This window comes from Thalassotalea sp. Y01 (genome assembly GCF_012932945.1).
Taxonomy (GTDB): Bacteria; Pseudomonadota; Gammaproteobacteria; order Enterobacterales; family Alteromonadaceae; genus Thalassotalea_A.
Genome location: NZ_JABBXG010000008.1, coordinates 146,800 through 172,277, shown reverse-complemented (window position 1 = coordinate 172,277; position 25,478 = coordinate 146,800). Strand labels below are relative to the sequence as shown.

23 protein-coding genes are annotated in these 25,478 nt (G+C 43.0%); 3 read left to right on the top strand and 20 right to left on the bottom strand.

Going from position 1 to position 25,478, the window contains the following annotated elements:
* Positions 1 to 13: 13 nt before the first annotated feature.
* From cysI to HII16_RS12905, 11 genes are all read right to left on the bottom strand, one after another.
* Positions 14 to 1,741 (bottom strand): assimilatory sulfite reductase (NADPH) hemoprotein subunit, encoded by a 1,728-nt coding sequence (cysI, locus tag HII16_RS12955; RefSeq protein ID WP_169130697.1) that lies wholly within the window; start codon positions 1,739 to 1,741, stop codon positions 14 to 16.
* The gene (locus HII16_RS12950) at positions 1,742 to 3,562 is read right to left on the bottom strand and encodes an assimilatory sulfite reductase (NADPH) flavoprotein subunit (RefSeq protein ID WP_169130695.1); all 1,821 of its coding nucleotides are present in this window, start codon (positions 3,560 to 3,562) and stop codon (positions 1,742 to 1,744) included.
* A 242-nt stretch (positions 3,563 to 3,804) separates the two neighbouring features.
* On the bottom strand, positions 3,805 to 4,524 hold the full coding sequence (locus HII16_RS12945) for a TIGR04219 family outer membrane beta-barrel protein (protein WP_135438091.1): 720 nt from the start codon (positions 4,522 to 4,524) through the stop codon (positions 3,805 to 3,807).
* 7 nt (positions 4,525 to 4,531) lie between these two features.
* Positions 4,532 to 5,524, bottom strand: coding sequence for a DUF2333 family protein (locus tag HII16_RS12940; RefSeq protein WP_169130693.1), 993 nt, complete (start codon positions 5,522 to 5,524; stop codon positions 4,532 to 4,534).
* Positions 5,525 to 5,544: 20 nt separating this feature from the next.
* Entirely contained in the window at positions 5,545 to 5,979 is a 435-nt protein-coding gene (locus HII16_RS12935; RefSeq protein WP_169130691.1) for a copper chaperone PCu(A)C, read from the bottom strand.
* Between the two features lie 99 nt (positions 5,980 to 6,078).
* Positions 6,079 to 6,423 carry a hypothetical protein gene (locus HII16_RS12930; RefSeq protein WP_169130689.1) on the bottom strand — a complete coding sequence of 115 codons (345 nt, stop codon included), beginning with the start codon at positions 6,421 to 6,423 and terminating at the stop codon, positions 6,079 to 6,081.
* Positions 6,424 to 6,444: 21 nt separating this feature from the next.
* Positions 6,445 to 6,648: a PspC domain-containing protein gene (locus tag HII16_RS12925; RefSeq protein WP_135438095.1), complete on the bottom strand. Its 204-nt coding sequence runs from the start codon at positions 6,646 to 6,648 to the stop codon at positions 6,445 to 6,447.
* Between the two features lie 183 nt (positions 6,649 to 6,831).
* Positions 6,832 to 7,494 carry a phage shock protein PspA gene (gene pspA / locus HII16_RS12920; RefSeq protein WP_169130687.1) on the bottom strand — a complete coding sequence of 221 codons (663 nt, stop codon included), beginning with the start codon at positions 7,492 to 7,494 and terminating at the stop codon, positions 6,832 to 6,834.
* A 12-nt stretch (positions 7,495 to 7,506) separates the two neighbouring features.
* Positions 7,507 to 7,824: a hypothetical protein gene (locus HII16_RS12915; RefSeq protein ID WP_135438097.1), complete on the bottom strand. Its 318-nt coding sequence runs from the start codon at positions 7,822 to 7,824 to the stop codon at positions 7,507 to 7,509.
* 727 nt (positions 7,825 to 8,551) lie between these two features.
* Positions 8,552 to 9,535 (bottom strand): tRNA dihydrouridine(20/20a) synthase DusA, encoded by a 984-nt coding sequence (gene dusA / locus HII16_RS12910; protein ID WP_169130685.1) that lies wholly within the window; start codon positions 9,533 to 9,535, stop codon positions 8,552 to 8,554.
* A 204-nt stretch (positions 9,536 to 9,739) separates the two neighbouring features.
* Positions 9,740 to 12,685 carry an esterase gene (locus tag HII16_RS12905; protein WP_169130684.1) on the bottom strand — a complete coding sequence of 982 codons (2,946 nt, stop codon included), beginning with the start codon at positions 12,683 to 12,685 and terminating at the stop codon, positions 9,740 to 9,742.
* Between the two features lie 192 nt (positions 12,686 to 12,877).
* On the opposite strand from HII16_RS12905, the gene HII16_RS12900 reads away from it, so the two are divergent.
* Entirely contained in the window at positions 12,878 to 13,312 is a 435-nt protein-coding gene (locus HII16_RS12900; protein ID WP_169130682.1) for a transcriptional repressor, read from the top strand.
* Positions 13,313 to 13,324: 12 nt separating this feature from the next.
* On the opposite strand, the gene HII16_RS12895 is transcribed toward HII16_RS12900, so the two are convergent.
* The 9 genes from HII16_RS12895 to HII16_RS12855 all read right to left on the bottom strand — a co-directional run bounded on the left by HII16_RS12895 (position 13,325) and on the right by HII16_RS12855 (position 23,823).
* Positions 13,325 to 13,543, bottom strand: coding sequence for a DUF2375 family protein (locus HII16_RS12895; RefSeq protein ID WP_135438101.1), 219 nt, complete (start codon positions 13,541 to 13,543; stop codon positions 13,325 to 13,327).
* Between the two features lie 150 nt (positions 13,544 to 13,693).
* Positions 13,694 to 14,779, bottom strand: coding sequence for an alanine racemase (gene alr, locus HII16_RS12890; protein ID WP_169130680.1), 1,086 nt, complete (start codon positions 14,777 to 14,779; stop codon positions 13,694 to 13,696).
* Between the two features lie 6 nt (positions 14,780 to 14,785).
* Positions 14,786 to 16,189 carry a replicative DNA helicase gene (gene dnaB, locus HII16_RS12885; RefSeq protein ID WP_169130678.1) on the bottom strand — a complete coding sequence of 468 codons (1,404 nt, stop codon included), beginning with the start codon at positions 16,187 to 16,189 and terminating at the stop codon, positions 14,786 to 14,788.
* Between the two features lie 102 nt (positions 16,190 to 16,291).
* Positions 16,292 to 17,848 (bottom strand): SpoVR family protein, encoded by a 1,557-nt coding sequence (locus tag HII16_RS12880; protein ID WP_169130676.1) that lies wholly within the window; start codon positions 17,846 to 17,848, stop codon positions 16,292 to 16,294.
* Positions 17,841 to 19,145, bottom strand: a complete 1,305-nt coding sequence (locus HII16_RS12875; RefSeq protein WP_169130674.1) for a YeaH/YhbH family protein — start codon at positions 19,143 to 19,145, stop codon at positions 17,841 to 17,843. Before HII16_RS12875 ends, HII16_RS12880 begins: the two co-directional genes overlap by 8 nt.
* A gap of 80 nt (positions 19,146 to 19,225) precedes the next feature.
* Positions 19,226 to 21,160, bottom strand: a complete 1,935-nt coding sequence (locus HII16_RS12870) for a PrkA family serine protein kinase (protein ID WP_169130672.1) — start codon at positions 21,158 to 21,160, stop codon at positions 19,226 to 19,228.
* Between the two features lie 564 nt (positions 21,161 to 21,724).
* Positions 21,725 to 22,699, bottom strand: a complete 975-nt coding sequence (locus tag HII16_RS12865; RefSeq protein WP_169130670.1) for a DUF4097 family beta strand repeat-containing protein — start codon at positions 22,697 to 22,699, stop codon at positions 21,725 to 21,727.
* Positions 22,700 to 22,750: 51 nt separating this feature from the next.
* Positions 22,751 to 23,251, bottom strand: coding sequence for a hypothetical protein (locus HII16_RS12860; RefSeq protein ID WP_169130668.1), 501 nt, complete (start codon positions 23,249 to 23,251; stop codon positions 22,751 to 22,753).
* Between the two features lie 11 nt (positions 23,252 to 23,262).
* Positions 23,263 to 23,823, bottom strand: a complete 561-nt coding sequence (locus HII16_RS12855) for an RNA polymerase sigma factor (protein WP_169130666.1) — start codon at positions 23,821 to 23,823, stop codon at positions 23,263 to 23,265.
* Positions 23,824 to 23,991: 168 nt separating this feature from the next.
* Between HII16_RS12855 and HII16_RS12850 the strand changes: the two genes are divergently transcribed.
* A complete protein-coding gene (locus HII16_RS12850) occupies positions 23,992 to 24,747 on the top strand; it encodes a 5-oxoprolinase subunit PxpA (protein ID WP_169130664.1) in 756 nt (251 codons plus the stop codon).
* Positions 24,740 to 25,474 carry an allophanate hydrolase subunit 1 gene (locus HII16_RS12845; RefSeq protein WP_169130662.1) on the top strand — a complete coding sequence of 245 codons (735 nt, stop codon included), beginning with the start codon at positions 24,740 to 24,742 and terminating at the stop codon, positions 25,472 to 25,474. Before HII16_RS12850 ends, HII16_RS12845 begins: the two co-directional genes overlap by 8 nt.
* Positions 25,475 to 25,478 lie beyond the last annotated feature (4 nt).

The window sequence follows — 25,478 nt, the reverse complement described above, 5'->3', positions numbered from 1 at the left end:
TCTTTGCATATCCTTACTTATGGAAATCTCTGGCACTGACGATTACTTCATCGACAATACCGTGACGAATCACAAAATCACCAAAACATTCATGCTCATGACGCTGCTCTACCCAAATAGCAATTAAGCTATCTAAATGCTCTAGCACTTGCGCCGAACTGATATTGTCTTGATAGAGTTTGGGAATGCGGGTACCAGCCAAATTGCCGCCCAAATACATATTGTATTTGTCTGGACCTCGACCTACTAAGCCCACTTCAGCTAGCATTGCTCGACCACACCCATTCGGACAACCGGTGACGCGAAATATAATATGTTCATCGGCAATACCGTATTTTGCCAGCAAACCTTCTATATCGGTGACAAAGCCAGGTAAAAAACGCTCCGCTTCAGCCATTGCCAATGGACAGGTCGGGAAAGACACACACGCCATGGACTGCTTACGTTGCGAAGAGTGGCTGCTATCTAGCAAGCCATGCGCTATGGCGATTTGCTCTATCGTGGCAATATCTTGCTCTGCAACACCGGCGACAATCAGGTTTTGATTGGCGGTCATGCGAAAGCTGCCTTTATGGATCTCAGCTAACTTTCGTGCACCGGTTTTAAGCTTCGCTTGCTCGGTATCAAGAATACGTCCATTTTCGATAAACAGAGTCAAGTGATGCTTACCATCAACGCCTTCCACCCAACCAAAACGGTCACCTCGAGAAGTAAACTCAAACGGTTTTGACGGTGCAAAATTCACCTTTGCTCGTTTTTCAACTTCTTGCTTAAAGGTATCAATACCAACTCGGTCTAAAGTATATTTAGTTTTGGCGTTTTTACGATTGACACGATTGCCCCAATCACGCTGCACGCCAACCACGGCTTCAGCAATGGCTAAGGTATCCGCCAAGGCAACAAAACCAAAATCATCCGCACGGCGAGGGTAAGTAGAATCATCACCAAAGGTCATCGCCAGACCACCACCGACCAAGACATTAAAGCCGATTAATTCTTCACCATCAGCGATGGCAACAAAATTAAGATCATTGGCGTGAACATCAACGTCATTTTGCGGTGGAATTACCACGGTGGTTTTAAACTTACGCGGCAAATAGTTTTTGCCAAGAATCGGTTCAACCGTGTCGGTCTGCTCAACTTTCTCGCCATCTAACCAAATCTCTGCATAGGCGTTGGTTTTAGGCAATAGATGTTCACTGATTTTCGCCGCCCACTCATAAGCTGTCTGATGCAGTTTTGACTGTTCAGGGTTCGAGGTACACAACACATTACGGTTTACATCACCGGCAGTGGCAATAGAATCAATGCCAATTGCATTCAAAGTTTGATGCATTAATTTGATATTAGGCTTTAACACACCATGAAATTGAAACGTTTGACGGGTTGTTAAGCGAATGCTGCCGTACATCGTATGATCCGCAGCGAACTTATCGATAGCTAACCATTGCTCTGGCGTTATAACACCACCTGGCATACGAGCACGCAACATAACATTGTGCAATGGCTCTAGCTTCTGCTTGCTGCGCTCTTGACGAATATCACGATCATCTTGTTGATACATGCCATGAAAACGAATTAACTGAAAATTATCCGCCGTAAAACCACCAGTGATCTCATCGTTAAGATCATCGGCGATGGTGCCACGCAGATAATTGCTGTCACCTTTTATTCGTTCGTTATCAGCCAGTTTGCCAGTAACAATGAGGTTATCGGCTTGGTTTGCTGGTTTCGCAGTCATTTAATATACGTCCTTCTGATAGCGCTTATCTATTCGCAACTGTTTTAAATATTGTTCAGCATCTTCTAAGCTCATTTGCCCTTTTTCACTGACAATCTCTACTAAGGTGTTATGCACATCTTTCGCCATGCGCTGCATATCACCACAGATATACAAGTGCGCACCTTGTTGCAGCCACTGATAAACCTGCTCAGCCTGTTTTTGCAATTTGTGTTGTACATAGACTTTTTGCTGCTGATCGCGCGAAAAGGCGACATCCAACTTCGACAATAACGACGACTTCAAATAAGCCTGCCATTCTGTTTGATATAAAAAGTCCTGAGTAAAGGTTTGGTCACCAAAGAATAACCAGTTATCACCGCCAGCTTGTCGTGCATCACGCTCTTGCAAGAAGGCTCTAAACGGCGCAATACCGGTCCCGGGACCTATCATGATCACCGCAGTATCGTCATTCTCTGGTAAACGGAAGTTATTGTTGTGCTCGATAAACACGTCAATTTCATCGTCGGCTTGTAAACGCTCAATCAAAAATCCAGATGCAGCACCAACTCGACGTTGCTGCTCATCTTGCTGATAATCAAGCAACCCGACGGTTAAGTGCACTTCGTCTTCGACCTCTTGTTGACTCGAGGCAATGGAATACAAACGTGGCGCAAGGGATGCGAGCAAATCAACCAAGCCCTGAGCGTCAATATTTACCGGGAATTGACGACTCATATCGATAAGTTGCGTAGACGACAGATACTGGCGACATTGCTCGCCATCGGCGAGTAAGCTATTCAAGTCAGCGTTGTCGGCAAGGTCTGCCCATTTTTGCAATACCGCTTTGTTTAATGCGGTCATTTCTTTTTTACGCAAAAGAGCGTGTTGCAGCGTCACCTGTTGTTCGGCAAGGGTTACCTTGCTGTCGGCGTTCAAACCAAGTTGTGCAATCAGGCTATCGACCAAGGCATTGTCATTGACCGGCCATACACCTAACGCATCGCCAGGTTGGTATTGCAGGTCAGAGCCTTGCAAATCAATTTCAATATGATGCACTACCTTGTTTGAATCACGTCCGGTGATTTTTTGATTTTCAATAATGCTCGCGGTAAACGGATTTTGCTTGTTATAAACACTGGCGGCTGGGCTCTGCGCAAACGGCAAGGTGACCACGTCTGCACCTGTGTTTGAGTTTTGCTGTTCAGCCTTAAATTGCTCTGCCAGCTTATCGACCACCTTGTCGCGCCAAGTGTCAGCGTCAGGCTGATAATCGACATCGCAATCGACACGTTCGAATAATGGCTTACCACCTAATGCCGCGAGTCGTTGGTCAAAATCTTTACCTGTTTGACAAAAGTACTCGTAACTTGAGTCACCTAAAGCCAACACCGCGTATTGCAGGTCGTTTAATTTCGGAGCACGTTTAGAGGCTAAGAACTCGTGCAGGGCCATCGCATCATCTGGTGGTTCGCCTTCACCGTTGGTACTAGCAACAATAATGACGTGACTTTCTGTCTTAAGGTTTTTAACCTTATAGTCAGCCATGTTGTATAAGTTTACCGCTAGACCCGATTGTTCAGCCGCGGCTTTCACCTGTTCGGCGACGCCTTTGGCATTGCCGGTTTGAGAACCATATAAAATGGTCAGTACAGGTGCAGGATTTAATTGCGCAGAGGGTTCTGCTTGCGGCGAGGTTTCGCTTTTGGCCGCAAGATAGCCACTCGCCCAAGCGAGTTGCAGTGGTGTATATTGACCGATCACCTGTTGCAGCTGCTCCAATTGGGCACTGCTAAGGCTGGCACCGCTTTCGTTAGCGGCGTTATTGGCTTTAACCAACATGGTGTTTGCTCACAAATTACAGTTAATTAACATGAGCAAAGAATAATCAGCTTTGGTTAAAACATAAAAGAATGGATAACGATTTTTTATTCCAAAATCGAATACTACACTGATAGATCGAAAGGGTTTATCTTATACCCTATTACATACAATCTATTTTCATCGCTGAAAAACATAAAAAAACCTGAATTATCAATGTCTAATTCAGGTTTTTATTAATCGTTATTAATCATTAACGCTATTTAAAAGTGTACTTCGACACCTGCAAATGCACCGTCAAAGTCCAGATCAGAATATATTCCTTCTAAATCTTCTAACTCAACTTGAGCCCAACGATAACCAAGTTGAATATCGACATCAACAATCATGTTGTCGATAAGCGCGTAAGAAATACCAGCTTGATAATCCGCTGCAGTGTGATCGTCAAGCGCTAAAATATTACCTTCAGCAAATACACCTAAACCAGTTAGTGGCAATTCGACTTCTGCTGACAAGTACAACATAGGAATGATTTCATCAACGTTATCAACGTCTAGGCCAGAACGATCAAGGGTGATAAATTCACCTTCAAAGTCTTTACCAGTCAAACCAAAATCGAACGAAAACAGGCCGTTGTCAAACAGTTCATAATACAAGGTATAATCGGTATAAGATAAGTCTAATTCACTGCTGCCTTGCAATGAATCAGCGGCAGGGTTTATTTCAACACCGGTAGTCATTAGCTCAGAATGAGCGATTTTGATATTTGGAATAAATGGTAGTGGATGTTCGAATTCAATATAAAAACGATTTTGCGTATCATCGTCAAAATTAAATTCTTGCTGAACCTTACTATCATCGTAGCTGCCTTCTGCAGCCATATCCCAAACTTGAGCACCTATGTAAACGCCAATGGCATCGGCATTGGCGTTTGGGCTGGTTAACATCATTAGCGAACTAATTAACGCAGCGCTTTTTTTCATTTTATTTTTATCCTTGACTTAACAGCTCTCGCAAGTCAATCAATGCCGCATTGGCGCGGGAAATATAGTTCGCCATTACCAACGAATGGTTGGCAACGAAACCAAACCCACTACCATTGAGAATCATTGGACTCCAGACGGTTTGTTGAGTTGCTTCAAGCTCTCTTATTATTTGGCTTACACTTACGGCAGCATTTTTATTTTCTAATACGTCGGCAAAATCAACTTCAATGGCTTGGAGCATATGCAATAGCGCCCAACAAGCACCCCGTGACTCATAAAAGACATCATCGATTTTCCACCAACTGGTCTTTACTATAACAGCAGACGCGGTAAATGTGGACTGCTGCGCAACTTTATCACCGGCTAAATCCGTATTTAATTGGTTACGTCCAACACTGGCACTTAATCGTTGCGAGTAGCTACCTAATCGCTTTTCAACTTCGCGAATATAATCGCGTAAATTATCAGCACGCGCATAAAACTGTGCGTCCTGAACCAAAGGATCCGCTAGGTCTTTACGGTAAGAATATAAATCTTGAATTGCAGACTCATACTCGCCTTCCGCTGATGGAATAGCCCAATTGGTATGATCGATATTGAATTTTGGTTGCGCGCGTTTTAGAAACTTGTTTTCTAACGATTGTGATTGCGAGCGAGAAAACGACTGGCGCATACTCAATGATATATCACGTACCATTTCCAAAGCGCCAAATTCCCAGGCTGGGATGTTATCCAACATCACCGATGGTGGCGTAATGTCATTAGCAAGATAACCACCTGGTTTGTTCAAAATGGTCTCAGCAATTTTTATGATCGCCGTTGTCGTGGTATAACCGACCACAGGCTTTACATTGTCAACTTTTGCATCTGCAATCGCGGCTTCACGTATATCAAAAGTCTCTGGCTCAAAACTCCAGAAAACTCCCAACAAATAAAATAGAAAAACCACTACAGATGCAGTGATCGAGGCCGACTTGGCGGAAATATTTAGCGCCATAACGAATCCTTATTGTTCATTTACGGGTTAGATTTTTTAGATAAACCAACTACGGGTACTTTAATAGTAGCAGTTGATCCATCATCAAAGTATAAGCTCAGTTCGATTTCTTTTCCGGCTTTAAGTGGTTGTTTTGGTTTAAAGATCATCAAATGATAGCCATGAGGCTGTAAGGCAACATAATCTCCTGCTTCGATGGTAATGGCATCGACTTGCTGCATTTTCATCATTTGATCGACAAAGGTGTGTTCATGTAATTCAATGCGATCACTTATCGGTGAGGTGACAGATAACAGTTTTAGCGATTTGTCAGAGTAATTATTGATGACCATATATGCTGAGTTAACTTTGCTGCCAGGAATGGTTTCCTTGGCGTAAGGTTGCTCAATAATCAGATGATGTGCAGCGATGTCAAAAGCGAAAAGAGCGAATGCTAAGCTAAGTATTTTTTTCATTCTATATCAATATATTGCAATAACTTAGGTTAATCATCGCTCATTTTTATCAGGTCGACAATGGGCAAATACCTTACGCCACATATTTATCTGCGTCGGTTACGTTTGCTGTCCTGCCACATTGCGCTCGCGGGTTAACAAATGAATCGCTAGGGCCACCAGCAGTACAGGCCAAAACAGGCCAATGCCGAACGCCGCAAGTGCGACAAATAAAGACAACAGCACAAAAATAACAAAACCGAAAACGCTGACCAGAATTGCGGCTGTCACAATGGCAACAATAACCGCTATTAGAGCCGCAACACTGACCGCGGTCCAGGATTCTATTTGCTGTTGTTCTACATACAAACTGACATTAAACAATTCAATTAGTGAAACACCTAATGCCCAAGTGATTACTAGGGTGGCAACAATGGCCAATAATAACGCTTTTAAGAAACTCATGTTCTTGCCTTGCTAACTCGTTTAATAACGACTTGGCATAACCAATGCGGCAACCAAATAAGCAATGACGCTCGTTGTTGGCATCATAAGGCCTAAAACAACGGTCGCTGCACGCACACCAAATACCGGTAGGTCAAAATAGCGAGCGACACCTGCGCATACACCGCAGACTTTCTTATTAACCATATCTTTACGTAACGTATTGTATTTGCTGTAACTACTCATGACTTTCTCCAAAATTCAAATAATATAGATTGCGGACAATCTGTGGTTAGTGCCAGGACTTGGCTAAACCAAATACTCCAGCACCAACAAAGAAACTAATTACTGGTACCATCCACAGTGTCATCACCAGTGATAAACCAAACATTGTTCTGCTCCTTAGCGTTTCGTGAAAGGGGCACGGTGTTACCCGTTAGCCACCTTCTTTTTCATCATTTCAAGTTGTTGTTCAACTTCGTCGTCTTGTTCTAACTCAGCGATTTGCTGCGATAGGCTCTTACTTGCTACAAAATCATACGATTCAACCTGTGCTTCTAGCTCATCTACTTTTTGCTGATAACTCTCAAATTTAGCGATGGCGCTATCAATATTGCTGCTATCCAGGACTTTTTTAGCCTGAAGACGTACTTCTGCACTTTGCTGACGTTGGTTAAATGCTTGTTGACGTTGCTTCGCTTCAGTCAACTTCTCTTGCAAGCGATTACTGTCGTCTTGAATCTTCTCTAGTACCTCATCAATGTGTTGTACTTGCTGTTGCAGATTCTCTAGATCGGTAGCAACTTTTTGCTTTTCGATCAGTGCACCTCGAGCCAAGTCTTCACGTCCTTTTGCAAGAGCGATTTCCGCTTTTTGCTGCCATTCACTTTCCTTGTTTTGCACATTTCGCAAGTTGCGTGATAAATGCTTTTTCTCGGCAATGTGCTTTGCAGCTTCTGATCTAACCTCAACCAATGTTTCTTCCATTTCTTGGATAATAAGGCGAATCATTTTTTCTGGATTCTCCGCCTTATCCAAAAGGGCGTTAATGTTGGCGTTGATAATGTCTGTTATTCTTGAAAACATGCCCATGATGTACTCCTGTTATTTATTTTCTGCTGCTTCATCAGAAAGCTGACTTGATGATGACTCAACACGAGCCGTCGTTTCTGAAATAGTCACTGACGGTGTACCTTTTTCGGTACTGAATACTGAATCGATATTGAAGTTAGCAACGGTTTCTTCGATGTTGTATGCTACTTCTTGCGCTACGGCATTGAATACTGATTCTGATTGTTGTGCCACTACATACTGTAAATAGGTTTCTAGTGATACTTGCTCTGCATTTGCTGCACCTGGTGCCATCGCGGCCAATCCTAAAACGCTTGCAAATACTGCTGCTTTACTTGTTAAGTTTTTCATCGTCTTCTCCTACACCCTTGCGGGTACTGATAATTATTAAGTGTGTTAAGTGCGTTTTATTATCGTTATTGGCCGCGTTTGTAATAACTAATACAAAGCTTGTGCCAAGTTTTTAAAAAATTTATAAGGCGTTGTTTTTAAAGCACTTTTATATATTTTCAATTTTTAACACGACAAATTAACAATTGATTAACAATGCTGCACTTAGTGTTTTTGACTAACCCGTTAGTAATTTTGACCAAAAAATAAAAACAAATATAAATATGCTAAAGAAAGCCATGCACATAGCTGTATGCCATTACCGGTTTAAGGTCGATTTAACGCTGGAATAAAGTTGATTTAAAAAGTACGAATGTACTAAAGATGATATGTAACGTATTGAAAAGTATATATTTAAAAGTGTATCTTGGGCTTAAAGTTTTTCTGTCACAGCTAATGCAAGTGAGCACAGCACGGTTAGTGCCCCAGGTAATAATAAAATAAAAAACAAGTGTGTCATGCCAACCATTTTTACACCTTTTCTCGTATATAAAGTTATTGAATATGGTTATTAGTCGCGACAAATAAGAAAAAGGTTTAAAAAAATGTTAAAAAAATCCTGATTTCGGCAAATAAACCGCAAATCAGGATTTTATAATGATAAATCGGTATGTTGTCTAACGAAAAAGCTCGGCTTGGCTTCTCCAGACTGGGTTTTCTAGACAAGTTTTTTGTAGACTAGGTTTGGCTAGGCAACGTCTTGCGGTACACCGGTTAAAGCAAAGGCTTGCCTTAACACACTAGAATCTGCGCCTTCTTTACCTGCATTTTCACTGAGGAAGCGACGATATTTACGTGCACCAGGTAAACCATTACATAAGCCAAGCATATGGCGCACGATATGCCACACTCTTGGTCCATGCTTTATTGCTTCATCAATATAGGCACACATTTGCTCAATCACTTGCTCACGTGATATTTGCACATAGTCTTTTGCAAACACCTGTTGATCCGCAAGACTCAGCATATACGGATTTTGATACACTTCGCGGCCAATCATCACACCATCTATATGCTGCAAATGTTGGTTACTTTCTGCTAATGTTTTGATGCCACCATTAATTGAAATGGCCAAGTGTTGAAAATCCTGCTTAATATCATAGACACGAGAATAGTCTAACGGCGGTATATCACGGTTTTGTTTCGGACTAAGCCCACTTAACCAAGCCTTACGAGCATGCACAATAAAATGCTCACAGCCGGCTTTACTGACCAAATCAATAAAGCGATGTAAAAACTCATAACTGTCCATATCATCGATGCCAATACGCGACTTTACCGTAATCGGCACCTTCACCGCATTTTGCATCGAGCTAACGCATTCGGCCACCAATTCAGGCTCGGCCATTAAACACGCACCAAATCGACCGTTTTGAACCCTATCCGAAGGACAACCTACATTGATATTAATGGCATCATAGCCATATTGCTCAGCCACCTTGGCGCATTCTGTCATCGCTTTGGGATCACTACCACCAAGTTGCAACACAACAGGATGCTCTTGCTGGTTGTAGCTTAAATAATCACCCTTACCAAATAAAATGGCACCTGTCGTCACCATCTCGGTATATAACACCGTATGTTTGGATAATTGACGTAAAAAGTAACGACAGTGACGATCCGTCCAGTCGAGCATAGGTGCAACGGATAATTGTTCGGTAAATTCAGACATTCATATGAGCCATTAAAAAATTCTGCCGCGGATTATAAAGTATAGCGATAGAGAAACAAAACCCTTGTCCTCGCTAACTGCGTTATTATAAACCGTTAGCACGGCAACACACGAGCAATACTAGGTAAATTACGCATCAGATGATAGCGGCAATGAACCATAATGCATGCCTGATAACGTCAGACATGCATATGTAGGCCGCAATTATTTCGGCACAGGCAGTAAACGCAAATGATAAACATCGACCTGATTGCGGCTTCCATCTATACCACCCGCCTGGGTATAGGTTTGGTTATTTTGCAAATAACTCATATTGTAAAAATCAGAGATCCTTACTTGGTAATTGCCTTTGCCTAACTCAACCGAAACCGGAGTGGAATATACCGGCTTACTCGACGCGCTGATGTGCGGCATTTGAATAACACCTGATTGAATGACATTGCCCTGCTCGTCTTCTATTTGCAGCCATTTCACCCCAGCGGTAATACCCGTGTTGGTTTTATTATTCTCATTGCGATAGTTTAGTTGTAGCGCATAGTGACCAGCCTGCTCGACGGCAATGTCGCCAAACAACAGTTGATCATCGACATCGCCAAAGTCTTTAATGAACGCGGTATAGTCTTTACGACTATAGGCTATGCTCGATTGCACTCGGTTATCATCGACATCGATAGTTATGCCAGGTTGTACGCATTGTACCTTGGTATTATGGGAAACAAGCCCGGAGTCGACGAATACGGCTTGTGCGCTGTAACAAGATTGCCAGCGCATGGGGTGTGGATCTTGCCAGCTCGATTCCCGCACGCCTTTGGCAACAACAACACCATTTTTGATGATATTAAAAGCAATACCGTCTTGTTGTCTGTCATCTAAAAATAGGCTGACGTTATCCGCATAGGTTCGCAGACCAATGATCGGCTCTTTAGGCGCAAACACCTTGTTATCAAGCAATGTTGGTAGCGCCTCTATATACGTCACAGATGCGCTATTTTTCCTAGCAGGGGCTAATCGAATGCGCACTTCATTGTCGCTATCTAGCAACTGCTGTTTGCTAATATTGTTCGCCACGGGCTTGCCATTTAACTCGATAGACTCTAATTGATAGACACCATCGGTAGCGCGTTGCTGCGGCAATTCCATGGTGATATTGAGCGTACGTTGCTGCCATTGCAGATTAAACAAAGCTAATTGTTGGCTGTCAGCAAAATATTGTTCGACCAGTTGGACGGTAAGGTAAGGCTGAAATTGCAGCTGCTGTTGATGCTGCTGCACGCCAAATACATTGTGAATTACCATAGATAAATAACCGGCAACAGACCAAAGTTGGTACTTTGAATTGATCACAGGTCCAGATTTACTGACATCTTCGCGTTGCAAATAAATTGCCTGCCCGGTAAGCCACTCAAGGTTTTCCATATTAGAAAGGTTCAGTGCCGTGCCACGAATTAAGGTATTGTAGCCAGCGTCCACGACTGCCGCATTATCGCCTTTTATCGCGGCGTTAACGCCATATGCGGTAACAAACGGCCAGATCGCGCGGTTGTGATAAATACGAATATCCGGTTGCTGTGGAAATATTACTGGTGCGCCCATAGGCCCATGTGGATAGTTGGCAAGAATTTGCTGGCTCTGTTGTTGACTGGCGATACCAGTGATAATCGCCAGCGATTGCCCTAACCAATCAAATTTTGGCATCGCTGTTTTATCAAAGTGACCGGCGGTCAGGCTTGAATACATACCGTATTCTTTAAGCCACAGCTTATCGTTTATTGCCTGTTTCAATTGCTCAGCCCAAGAACGATAACGCTTGGCTAAATCGCTCTGACCGTCTTTTTCGGCCAACTGGCTGGCCAAAACAAGCGCTTGGTAATGCGCTGCATTGGTTGAAACAGAGATCGACGTGGCCATATAGCTTAAGTCATCTTTGACCCAGTCAGCGTAGCTTTGCTCACGCCAATCAAGGAAAGACTGCTCTCCCATATACAACCCTGTTTGCGCATCAAAGGCAACAATACGATCATTTTCTAAGGTGTTAATTAGTGCGCTTAACGCGGTTTTTGCAAAAGCGCTTTGACTATCCTCGTCTAGGCTTTGCAATGCCGCTTGTGCGCCAAATGCCCACGTTACTCGGTCGGTACTGATTGGCCAACTGCCACCACTACCGGTATCTTGGATAATTTGTAAGCCAGAGCTATCGCCTTTGGTAAATTCAGGCTTTTGTACACCTTGGCGATACGGTGACAATTTATATTCCAATGAATTTTTTACCCGCTCTGGGTCAAGTAACGCCAATGACAAATGCGCAGCATAAGACAAGTCACGAGTCCAAACATAGTCCCATTTTTGCCCTGTCTTAAAACAATCGCATTTAATCGATTGACCAAAGTTATAGCTGCCATCATTAATGTCGCTCACCGACAGTTTTTTCATCTCGTCAATCGCTAAGGCAAATAAACCGTCAAACGCGATGGAGCCGGTGCGAATATAAGGCTTGTTGGGGTCTTCTTTAAAGCCATTAATTTGTGGTACCGGGTCACGCAGCGATTGGTCGGTAGAGTGAACATAGGAGCGCAATCCGCTTTGACTTTGCTGTGCTGAAATCACCACATGGCGAGATTGTTTATCAAAACTTTGAAACGTCAGTGATTGTTTATCGCTAAAATGTTGCAGATCACTTTCTAGCACAAGGTCTTTCACGCGATTGATGGTAACGATTGGACGATAAGATTGACGGGTATCCAAGGTAAAACGATACACACCTGCTTTCTCTACCAACAACAAATCCGCTGATTCAGTTTGGTTTATCGCTAACGGATAATGGCGCTGTAAATATTCTTCGCGATTTAAATCGACGACCGCATGACGTCGATTAGCAATCATTAGCTGGGTTTGCCAATCGGCGCTGGCGATTTTGTATTCATGAATACCTAATCCAACGGCAATCTCAACCTGATACAGACCATTTTTGGTCTGTTCAAACTTAGCGCCTGTACTCCAATTATTGAAGCCACCACGGATAAAATAGGCTGGCAAAACACGGCTCTGTTCGACATCGATAGTCTGTACCGTGCCTTTGTTGATAGGTCCCTGACAAGCGACCATGCCAAGGGCGGCGGCCAAAACCACGAAAGTGATTGATAATCTGCGCATTTACTACTCATTTATACAGCGAGAACAATTGGCGGAAATTATAGTTCAAGGTAAATGAAAAGCGACAAAGAATGACCTTAGGGTAACAATTTTATACATATGTATTTTAGCGGTTAATCCACTATTGGCACTACTGGCATCAAGACCAAGGTATGTTACACTAGGAACAGTTAACCCAGTCTAAAGATGTATATGGATTCTACACAACTACTTGAACAGGCAAGAGAATATTGCAAAAAGAATGGAGCTCGCCTAACCCCGACTCGTGAGCAGGTGTTTGTCTTACTGGCAAAAAATGATGGCGCAATTGGCGCATATGATTTATTGGAACAATTACAGAAAATTGATCCCGGTGCCAAACCTGCAACGGTTTATCGCGCTTTGGACTTTTTAGCCAGCCAAGGCTTTGTCCACAAAATAGAATCAATCAATGCGTTTTTGATGTGTGATCATTTCAGCGAATGCAATCACCCAGTGCAATTATTAATTTGCGACAACTGCAGTCGGGTCGAAGAAATCCAATCCAATAATCTAGATTTAGCACTCAGAGCAATGGCTGACGCCAGTGGCTTTACCATCAGTAAACAGGTGGTTGAAGCTCATGGCACGTGCAAACACTGCCAATAAGCTAGCTGTCTATCAGGAACTGGCGTAAATAGGTCGATCGCCTAAAGAATTTCGCACATGGCAATTGCCATCGAGCACGGCAATAATGATTTTATTGTCACGAAATGATTCTGGAAAAATGACCCGTTTGTCAGCTTCGATGCGCACATTGGTTAAAACATCGGAACATAAAGACACCATGTCATCTTGTTCATAATACAAAACAGTTACTGCATTAGTACCACTTTCCATAAGTGTATCCTTTTGATAATTATTAGCAATTACCGGGAAAGCAAAAAGGACAACAAGTCCTTTTGAGGTAATGGATTAAGTAACTATAGTCAAAAACCGCTGATTGCTCAAAATTAAAGGGTCAGACTGGATGACGATGCAGGAGTCGTATTAAAGAACGTCAATTTTGACGCGACGGGAAATATTACACAATAACTCGTAAGCGATGGTCGTCGCATGATGAGCGACACGATTCACATTCAGGTTTTTGCCCCATAACTCAACATAATCACCAATTTGGTCTTCAGCATTGCAACCTAAATCAACGGTGATCATATCCATCGATACGCGGCCTACTAAAGGCACTTCTCGACCATTAACCAATACTGGCGTGCCATTTGCAGCATGACGCGGATAACCATCTCCGTAGCCGATTGCCACCACACCAATACAAGTGTCTTTTTCTACTTGCCAAGCAGCGCCATAACCAATGCTTTCTCCAGCTTTAACGTGACGAATAGCAATCAGGCTTGAATGCAAAGTCATTACCGGTTGCAAGTCAATTTGATGCGCCTGCTCACTAATACGAGGGTCGATACCATATAACATCAAACCAGGGCGAACCCATTGATAATGACATTCTGGCCAAGCACAAATTGCCGCTGAGTTGGCTAAGGTTTTCTCACTATTGATGTGACCGGTGAGTTGTTCAAATAAGCGCTGTTGCTGCAAGGTTTGTTGATTGTTTAAATCATCGGCACAGGCAAGGTGGCTCATTAGACGAATATTTTTTTGCACATTTGGACATTGCTGCAAGGCTTGGTATATCTCGGCAAATTCTTGCGGTTCGATACCAAGTCGGTGCATTCCCGTATCAACTTTTAACCAAACCTGAATCGGCTCCTGCAATTGCGCTTGCTGCAATGCTTCAAGTTGTTGACGATTGTGGACAATGGTTTGCAAATTGTTGGCGGCAATAATCGGTAGGTGCTCGCTAGCAAAAAAGCCTTCGAGTAAGACAATGGGTTTGACCACACCACCTTGTCGTAATTCTAATGCTTCATCGATTCTGGCAACGCCAAAGGCATCAGCATGGGGTAACGCCTTGGCAATGCGCACTAGGCCATGGCCATAGGCATTGGCTTTTAAAACCGCTAATACACGGCTTTGTGGTGCGATTTCTTGAATAACCTGATAGTTGTGCAACAAGGCATCACGATCAATACTGGCAGTGGCTGTTTGTTGAACCTTAAACATCAATGATTAATCTTCATCCATAATGCCGCCAGGGCCGGCGAAATTATCAAATCGAGAAAATTGACCTTGGAAAGTTACGCGCACACGACCGATTGGGCCATTACGTTGCTTACCTATGATGATTTCCGCGGTGCCCTTGTCTGCCGAGTCATCGTTATATACTTCATCACGATAAATAAACATGATCAAATCGGCATCCTGCTCGATTGAACCTGATTCACGCAAATCTGAGTTAACTGGGCGTTTATCCGCACGTTGCTCTAGTGAACGGTTAAGCTGTGATAGCGCGACAACAGGAATATTTAGCTCTTTCGCTAAGGCTTTTAATGAACGGGAAATTTCGGCGATTTCCAAAGTACGGTTATCGCTAAATTGTGGTACTCGCATCAACTGCAAGTAATCAATCATGATCATCGATAAACCACCATTATCACGAGCAACACGACGCGCACGAGAGCGCACTTCTGTTGGTGTCAAGCCCGCGGCATCATCAACGAAGAGTTTACCTTTTTCAACCAACAAGCCCATGGTTGATGACAATCGAGCCCAATCTTCATCATTAAGCTGACCGGTACGAATTTTGGTTTGGTCGATGCGTCCAAGTGATGCCAACATACGCATCATTATTTGATCTGACGGCATTTCCAGTGAAAATACCAATGCTGGTTTGTCTTGCATCATTGCCGCGCTTTCAACCAAGTTCATGGCAAATGTGGTTTTACCCATTGATGGACGTGCTGCGACGATAATCAAATCCGATGGCTGCATACCGGCGGTCATTTTATCAAGATCGGTAAAGCCTGTGGATACCCCAGTAACACCATCGTGCGGTTGGCCGTAAAGCTTTTCAATCTTATCGACCGTTTTTTCCATAATGGTGTGCACGCTTTCAGGGCCTTCGGATTTATTGGCGCGTTGCTCGGCAATAGCAAATACTTTACCCTCGGCAAAATCCAATAACTCGGCACTGCTTCTGCCACTGGTGTCATAACTGGCATCGGCGATTTCATTGGCAACACTAATTAATTCACGAGTAACGGCACGCTCACGAACGATGTCTGCATAGGCTAGGATATTGGCTGCACTAGGGGTGTTCTTCATCATCTCAGCGAGATAAACAAAACCGCCTACGTCATCGATCTTTTTCTGATTTTCGAGGTCTTCCGACAAGGTAATCAAATCGACTGGATTCCCCTTCTCGATTAAGTCACCGATACTTTGATAAATAATACGATGGCCACGAGAATAAAAATCTTCGGCAACAACCCGCTCAGAAACATTATCCCAGGCGTTATTATCAAGCAGCAGTCCGCCCAAAACGGATTGCTCAGCCTCCATAGAATGAGGGGCAACTTTTAAAAGCTCGACTTGCTTATCTTTGGGCTGTTTGAATGCCTGTTTTTGCGCCATGGGTGTTCAAATCCTGTACAGCTGAAGTTTTTACAAAGGTAGCTGTCCAATTTAAGCGATCTGAGGCCAAATTTGAAGTTAAAAATAATATATTTAGTGTGATTAAATGCCGCTAGCGTCAGATTCCTTGTCCTTTGTTGGTGGGCACTGCGCTAAAGTGAGGTAGTCTTCACCCAGCTTTTCTTTTTGCACTAATTTGACATCAAATTGCCATAGGTGGTGCAGGTGTTTAAGCACTTCGTGGTGATTTTGATGCAAAGGCGCATCATCTACCGGGATATATTCGAGTGTCAGTGAACGATCGCCATTGATATCTGCATTGATAATTTGCACATTGGCTTCTAACTGGCTCAGGTCATATTGTTTAGACAGAGCACTTCTCACTTTTTTATAACCTTGCTCATTATGAATCGCGACAACATCCATGTAATTGTTGCGCTCATCATCGTGCAATTGAAATAACTTCATTTCACGCATCAAATGTGGTGATAAAAACTGGCTGATAAAACTTTCATCTTTAAAATTCTGCATCGCAAATTTGATGGTTTCTAACCAGTCTTTACCGGCAATATCTGGAAACCAGTGTTTGTCTTCCTCTGTTGGTTGCTCACAGATACGGCGAATATCCATAAACATCTTGAAGCCCAAAGCATAAGGGTTGATGCCAGAAAATGCCGGATGATTATATGGCAGTTGGGTAATCACATTAGAATGATGGTGAATAAATTCCATCATAAAGTTATCGCTCAACAGGCCTTCATCATAAAGGTGATTAATTAAGGTGTAATGCCAAAAACAAGCCCAGCCTTCATTCATAACCTGAGTTTGTCGCTGCGGGTAAAAGTACTGCGCTATTTTGCGCACAATACGGACAACTTCTCGTTGCCAGGTGTGCAATTTAGGCGCGTTCTTTTCGATAAAATAAAGGATGTTTTCCTGTGGGTGTTCAGGGAAATTGTGAGATTTTGGTACTTTGTCAGATTTTACTTGCTTATCAACACGTTGCCATAAATCATCGAGATGCGATTGGACAAACTGCTCACGGGCAATTTGCTGTTCTCTTTCTTGCGCAACCGACAGCTTTTGCGGGCGCTTAAAACGATCAACGCCAAGATTCATTAACGTATGACAGGCATCTAGGGTATTCTCGACCGCCTCAATACCGTATTTTTGCTCACAGTCTTGGATGTAATGTTTAGCAAACAACAAGTAATCAATAATAGAATCGGCATCAGTCCAGGTACGAAACAGATAATTGCCTTTAAAAAATGAATTGTGACCATAGCACGCATGCGCCATCACCAACGCCTGCATGATCATGGTGTTTTCTTCCATCAAATAGGCGATACAAGGATTAGAATTGATGACTATTTCATAGGCCAAGCCCATATGACCGCGACGGTAGTTTTGCTGGGTCTGAATAAATTTCTTACCATAACTCCAGTGATGATAACCAATCGGCATACCGATGCTGGCATAGGCGTCCATCATTTGTTCAGAGGTGATCATTTCAATTTGATTCGGATAATAATCAAGGCCGTATGAATCAGCAACGCGTTCTATATGGTTGTGGTAAGTTTTTAAGTTATCAAAACTCCAGTCGGGACCATCATCTAACCAGTCTTTACCGTGCTCATTACTGCTTGCTTTATTAGCCATAAGCCACCTCGGCTTTGTTGTCTTGTCTTTTAAATAACTCTCTAAATACTGGATATATATCCGCTACTTGTTTAATTTGTCGCATGGTAAAGTGACGGTTTTCTAAGGCAAGCTTTTGATAGTGTTGCCACATCGCTTTGGGTACCAGCTTATTGATTTCAATGTAGGTAAAGTAGCGGCATACAGGCAACAAATTGTTTTCCAATAACTGCATGCATTTCGGGGTATCGTCTTGCCAGTTATCACCATCACTTGCCTGGGCACCGTAGATGTTCCATTGCCCAGGTGGGTAACGGTCTTTGATGATTTCATCCATTAATGTCAACGCCGATGAAACGATGGTGCCGCCAGTCTCTCTGGAGTAAAAAAACTCCTGCTCACTGACTTCTTTGGCGGTAGTGTGATGGGTAATGTACACCACATCAATCTTTTTGTAGTTACGTGACAAAAACAGATACAGCATAATATAGAAACGCTTTGCCATATCTTTCGTTTGCTGGGTCATCGAGCCAGAAACATCCATCAAACAAAACATCACCGCTTTCGAGCTAGGCACGGATTGCTGCTGGTAATTGCGAAAGCGTAAATCAAAGGTATCGATAAAAGGCACTTTGCTGATTTTCGCTTTGAGATCAGCAATCTGTTGCTCGAGTTGTTCAATCTGTTGTTGTCGTTGATTATCAAACTGTAAGGCTTGCAATGCGACTAATTCTTCATGTGCTTGTTCACACCCTCTAAGTTCGCTGCGGGTAGATGAGGTCATGGCAATCTTGCGGGCCATCGATTTTTCCAGCGAGCGTACGATGTCTAAATTAGCAGGCACGCCATCACTGCAATAGCCGCTACGAACGGTTTTGGTTTCCTCTAATTGGTTTTGCTCGTTCTTGACCAGGTTCGGTAATTCCAAATCTTCAAACAGTAAGTCGATGTATTCATCTGCGGAGATAGAAAAGCTAAATTCATCTTCACCATTGCCACTGTTTGAGGCATTACCCTGCCCTTGACCTTGGCCACTGCCACGTGGTGGTTTAGGCACTTTATCACCGCTATTAAATTGATCATTGCCCGGTAATACCATGTCTCGGCGACCACCTTTACCGCGCTGAAACAACGGCTCTTTTAAGTCTTTATCGGGAATGGTGACGTTTTGCTCTGACTTGTGGTCGGTGACCTGACGATCAGTAATGGATTTGGCCAAAGAGTCCTTAATTTGACGTTTATAGCGGCGTACAAATCTCTGGCGATTAACCATAGATTTGTTTTTTCCGTTCAAACGTCTGTCGATAAAATTTGCCATAGTACCTCCCTGCAAATTGTTTACCTTGACTCGCCCTGCTCCATTTGGGCAGGGCTCACTTCCTTATTTGAAGTGTGGCTCTATGAAGCTTTTCTCACCCGAAGGTACCATTCGCACAATAGGCGAACCTGTTTGTGGGTATAGCCTTTCTCTACCATGCGCTCAACAAACTGATCATGCTTCTTCTGGTCGTCTGATGAGGTTTTGGTGTTAAATGAAATCACTGGTAACAAGTCTTCGGTATTTGAGAACATCTTTTTCTCAATCACGGTACGCAGTTTTTCATAGCTGGTCCAAAGCGGATTTTGGCCGTTGTTATTGGCTTTCGCCCGCAGCACAAAATTAACGATCTCATTACGGAAATCTTTGGGATTGGAAATACCCGCTGGTTTTTCAATTTTTTCCAACTCGTCATTTAAGGCACTGCGATCGAGTATTTGCCCGGTATCAGAATCGCGATACTCTTGGTCTTGAATCCAAAAATCCGCATACACAACGTATCGATCAAAGATATTCTGACCGTATTCTGAGTACGACTCGAGATACGCGGTTTGGATTTCTTTACCGATAAATTCAATGTATTGCGGAATCAAATACCCTTTGATGAATTCTAAGTACTTGTCGTTTCTTTCTTTTGGTAATTGTTCGCGCTCAATTTGTTGTTCAAGAACATAAAATAAGTGCACCGGATTAGCCGCAACCTCACCGTGTTCAAAATTAAAAACACGGGATAAAATCTTAAAGGCAAATCGCGTCGATAGACCGTTCATGCCCTCATCAACGCCAGCAAAGTCGCGATATTCCTGAAATGATTTGGCCTTAGGGTCGGTGTCTTTAAGGCTTTCACCGTTATAGACCCGCATTTTCGAATAAATGCTTGAGTTATCTGGTTCAATTAAGCGCGACAATACGCTGAACTGTGACAAAATATCTAACGTGTTTGGTGCGCATTTGGCGTGGTTTAATTCGCTATTGGACAACAATTTCTGGTAAATTTTCACTTCTTCGCTAACACGTAAACAGTACGGCACTTTGACGATGTAGACTCTGTCGAGAAATGCCTCATTGTTTTTATTGTTGCGGAAACTCTGCCATTCCGATTCATTGGAATGGGCTAGGATGATGCCGTCAAACGGCAGTGCTGATAAGCCTTCCGTTGGGTTGTAATTACCTTCTTGAGTTGCCGTTAGCAACGGATGCAATACTTTGATTGGCGCTTTAAACATTTCAACAAATTCCATAATGCCTTGATTGGCTCTACACAGAGCACCAGAGTAGCCATAAGCATCGGGATCGTTTTGCGCAAAATGTTCAAGACGACGGATATCAACTTTACCGACCAATGATGAGATATCTTGGTTGTTGTCATCACCAGGTTCGGTTTTGGCAACCGCAATTTGCGCCAGAATTGAAGGGTGTAACTTAACCACTTTAAATTTGGAAATATCGCCGCCAAATTCTTGTAATCGTTTCGCCGCCCAAGGTGACATGATGGTGTTAAGATAACGCGCCGGAACTTTGTATTCTTCGGTTAAGATTTTGCCATCGGAATCAGCGTCAAATAAACAAAATGGATGGTCATTCACCGGTGACAAATCACCATTAGCAGAAAGTACATAAATTGGCTCTTGTTGCATTAGACCTTTGAGCTTTTCCGCCAAAGACGATTTACCGCCCCCGACAGGTCCCAAAAGATACAATACTTGTTTCTTCTCTTCCAAACCTTGGCTGGCATGGCGCAAATATGAGACGATCTGTTCAATAGCCTCTTCCATACCGAAGAACTCGGAAAATGCTGGATACCGAGCGATAACTCGGTTAGAGAAAATACGACTCATAACAGGGTCCGCAGCCGTGTCTATCATTTGCGGGTCACCTATGGCTGCCAGTAAACGTTCCGCAGCATTGGCATAGGCCATTTTGTCGTCACGGCAAACGTCTAAAAACTGTTGCAGACTCATCTCTTCTTGGCGAGCCTGTTCATAACGGCTTTGGTAATGTTCAAAAATGCTCATAACGCCTCCAACTGCGATAGTCTCTTATAATAATTAGACCGGGAAATCCAAGTAAGTTTGCAAATAATTGCCAAAATCACTGCTTTTATTTGTAACCAAATTCTTCTTATCGCGGCTCCACACGGGGTGAACAAACAGTCATTTTGTGTCAAAAAAGCCTAAACATTTCATTCACCTGCTAATTTAACCATGGCACAAATGCAGCACTTGGCAAGTTTGTCTATACTGAAGAGATATACGAAAAATCGCGGCAATTGGATTGCTCAAAAACGATTAAAAAACAGACTCCCCTTTCGTCAAAACAGGCGCCCCAAAAAGAGTGACATGGCCGAAAAAAGCGTTTAAAAACTCGATATAAGTATACATTTGCGACGAACCCTCATCATTTTCAACGATAATCCAGCATTCAATAAACAGCTCGCTTTAACCAAAGTCGATTAACTTTGCTGTCGCTTAGCTTTTGTCTTGGCTTTTGTATTAGGCTACAAATTAGACATAAAAAAACAGCGCATCACACCAGTGACACGCTGTTTTTCAGCTATCTAAAATTGTTGCTAAAAAGTCTTATTGGTAGGCGACAACAACATTACCACTCACCGTTGACGCTTTAACTAACGCACTGCCGTTACCTAGTCGGGTTTCCAACTTAGAACTTGGGCCATATTTGGCTTTATCCACTTCATCGTCACTGACTTTATTGATAATACGACCACCGGCATTTGAGTTGACGGTAATATCGGCATTAACACCTTTTTGCATTGCTAACTCCACCTTACCGCTGACAGTCGACAGGCGCAGTAAGCCATTATCAGAAAGCTCAACTTTAGCATCAACATTACCACTAACACTGGACAAGTTGGCATCTTTTACTTGTTCTAATTCAATATCAAGTTCGCCAGATACCACACTGGCGGTAACTTCAGAAGACACACTTTGTGCATCAATATCACCACTGACGGCATGATAATTAAGTATACCTTTAGAATTTTTGTCGTTGATGTCACCGCTTACCGTCGATAAGCGAATATGGCCATCAAGGTTTTTGGTATCTACGTTACCACTGACACTTTCCAGTTCAATGTCTTTACTAAGGTTTTTCGCATCTATAGAGCCGCTAACGGTTTTGATCCTAGTGTCATTATGAATATTTGATACCACAACATCACTGGAAACCCCTTTAAAGCTAACATCAGCGGTCTTAGGTAGATTGATCACCAAATCGGTTTCTTTGGCTTGGTTATCCCAAAAACTGCTGTTCATTTGTTTTGGCATCTTAACAACGATGGTGACGCGCTTGCCGTCAACAGTAAAGACAAAATCGGTAGCCTTTTCATCCAGTCGACCTTTAACCCATACTTCATCATCATCGGTACCAATAATGGTTACTTTACCGCGCAGGTTATCAATTTTAACGCGAGCATCCGCAGCAACAGCTTTTCGTTCATCAACGCTTTGGTTTTCAGCGTGAGCCGATGTTATCAGCGCAAAGCAACCAATCAGTGCCGCTAGGTAATGTTTTATATTGCGAGCATATTTCATAATTCTTTCTCTTCTTTTCGTTTTAATTGATCGGCTTACACACTTCATCAATTAAATAGATTGCCATTTAGGGCTATACAATTGGTCAAGCAAGCTCAGTTCTTGTTGCTGTGTCCACTTTAACAGGTTAAGCAAATCCTTATTATTAGGATCTTCCTGTAGCGCCTTCAATAATGACTCTTGTGCCGAATCAAGCTCATCAAATTGTTGTTTAATATTGTCTGGTAGCTGGGTTAAATCCGGCTCACCAAAACTCACCAGCATACTGTTTCGTTGCTCTTGATATTGCTCTTGTAGCAAGCTCACAGGGTCGACTGCAGCTACTTCGACAGGTGCTTGCACTTGTTGAGTCGGTAATAGTTGCCAAGTCAACAAAACGGCGAATACAACTGAGGCGGCCCATGCATATGGCGTGAATGTCGCACGGCTTTTGGGCTGCTTTTTCTGTGATCTGTGTTCAATCGCGTGTTCGATACCAGCCCATAAGTCTCTTTGCGGCTGTATGTCTTTATCTAGCGTCTCGATCTGCTGTTGAAGCTCTTGATCTGTCATAGTTTTTCTCATCAGGATAACCACTCCTTCAATAAATTTCTGGCACGATGAAAATGAGATTTGCTGGACCCCACCGCCATGTTCAACATGGTGGCTATTTCTTCGTGCCGATAACCTTCTACCGCAAACAAAACAAACACTAATCGAGCTTTTTCGGGTAAGCGCAATATCGCTTTATCAATATCCGACAGGTCTTGTATTTCGTTTCCTGCTGGCTCGGTGTTTACTTGTTCTTCAATACTGAATACTTTTTGCACCCAGGATTTTTGTTTGCGCATATGTGTCAAAACCGTATTGGTTGCCACTGAATGCAACCAAGTGGAAAACTTTGCATCGCCTTTAAAGCTGCCGATTTTTTGCCAGACTTGTACAAACACTTCTTGGGCAACATCTTCGGCTTGCTCACGATTTGTCAGCATTCTCAGACACAACGCATACACTTTACCTATATGCAATTCATATAATTTGGCAAACGCTTGTCGATCACCCAAGGTGGCAGCTGCGATCCATTCGCCTTCCTGCTTTTGCGCAAAGATTTGTTGAGCATCTATAACCGTGTTATCCGCGGACACTTGTTAAATTTTCCTTTATCCTTGGCTGTTGTTATTAACTATGACGTACAACTTTTTAAAAAGGTTTAAAGAGAATATAAAAATATTCTAGAATTAAACATGGATGTTTAATATATCAATCACTTAGCTAAAAATAAAAGTTTGATAGCAAAGTTTTAGGCGAACGGTATGAAAGTAAATTGTGATCTTGGTGAACACGCCAATAGTGAAGAAAACCCCGACGCGCACATTATGCCCTATATCGATATGGCAAACATAGCGTGCGGTGGTCATGCCGGTGATGCGCAAACGATGGCAGATACCGTTGCCATGGCGAAGAATGAACAGGTTATTATTGGTGCTCACCCAAGCTACCCTGACCGTGCTAATTTTGGCCGAGTGTCATTAACGATAGCTAAAGACGAGTTAGTCAATAGCCTAGTTGAGCAAATCGACGCATTGCACAATGTGGCAACAAAGCAAAACGCGCAAGTTAGCTATGTAAAGCCCCATGGTGCGTTATACAACGATATGATGAAAGACTCTGATATATTTAGTTCGGTGTGTGCAGCAATAGCAAAAACCAATAGCCAACGAACGCCTCAGCAAAAGCTAATGATTCAAGCTTTGGTGGATAATAGCGAGCAGCGGGATATTGCCAAACAATATGATATTGAACTGATTTATGAAGCATTTGCCGACAGAGGCTTACTTAGTGATGGACGATTGCAATCTCGGCAGTATGACAATGCCTTAATTACCGATCGCATCAAAGTGAAAAAACGTGTGCATCAACTGATTGCTCATCAGGAAATGACCACCGTAAACAGCGAGATCATTACCATTAAAGCGGACACCTTATGTTTGCATGGCGATAACCCAAATGCTGCAGATATCGTAACCACGATTCGTACCGTGCTTGAGGAATTAAACGAGGATGGCTAACCATTACCCGTTGAAAAGCTTCCAAGCATTAAGTGAAACGGCAATCTTATTTTGCTGGGCAGAGTTTATCGACCCACAGTTAAATCAATGCATTCATCGTTGCAAACAGGCAATCGCTAACAAGTTTACAGGCATCATAGTCGATATCGTCTGTTCTTATAGCAGCATGATAGTGCATTTACAGCCGCCAACCACAGCCAATACAGCGCTGCTTGAAGACATGGTCAGGCACATCAAAAAAAGCATTGAATTGCCATCAGCAGCCAACAAAGTCCAGAGTAAGCTGCATCACATTGATGTCTATTATGGATACGATGCGGGTTGGGATCTTGCCTATATGGAGCAGCAATGTCAGCTTACCTTACAAGACATTATTGAACGTCATACTGCGCCGACCTATCAAGTCTTTGCCAATGGCTTTATGCCAGGCTTTGCGTATATGGGCATTATTGACCAACAGCTCATATTACCTCGGCACAGCACGCCACGCACCGGCATTCCAAAAGGTGCGGTAGCCATAGCAGAACAGCAAACCGCTATATACCCCAAAGCATCACCTGGCGGATGGCTGATTCTTGGTCAAACTGCGATGTCGCTAATAACAGCAGATGAACTGTCACCTACTCCGGTATTGCAAGCCGGTGATCAAGTGAAGTTTAACGCCATCAGTGAGCAACAGTTTGTGCAGCAAGGCGGCTCTGTTATGAGAAATAGCGATGCATGGTAAGCAC